Below are 433 nucleotides of genomic sequence, written 5' to 3'. Positions count from 1 at the left end.
AACCGTTTTTCGGGCGCGCAGCGGCGCGCCTGCATCATTGTCGAGTTTCGAAGGATAGATTTTCATGTGCGGGATTGTCGGCGCAGTTGCGCAACGTAACATCGTTCCGGTGCTGATCGAAGGGCTGCGCCGTCTCGAGTATCGCGGCTACGACTCATGCGGCGTCGCGGTACTCGACGCCGGCGCCCCCGCGCCGGGCACGCCCAAGCGCGCGCGCAGCGTCGCGCGGGTGGCCGATCTCGACGCGCAGGTGCGCGAATCGCATCTCGAAGGCGAGACGGGCATCGCGCACACGCGCTGGGCGACGCACGGCGCGCCCGTCACGCACAACGCGCATCCGATCTTCTCGTCGGACGCGCTCGCGCTCGTGCACAACGGCATCATCGAGAACTTCGAGCCGCTGCGCGAAGCGCTGCGCGCGAAGGGTTACGCA

Annotated in this window: 1 pseudogene; it reads left to right on the top strand. The window is 67.4% G+C overall.

Going from position 1 to position 433, the window contains the following annotated elements:
* Positions 1–64 precede the first annotated feature (64 nt).
* Positions 65–433 (top strand): annotated as a pseudogene (locus tag ACU8YE_RS25580) (glutamine--fructose-6-phosphate transaminase (isomerizing)); the annotation flags it as partial.

The sequence above is a fragment of the Ralstonia sp. VS2407 genome (assembly GCF_052950655.1).
Note: the sequence above shows the minus strand (reverse complement) of the source record. Positions and strands in the feature narration are given on the sequence as shown.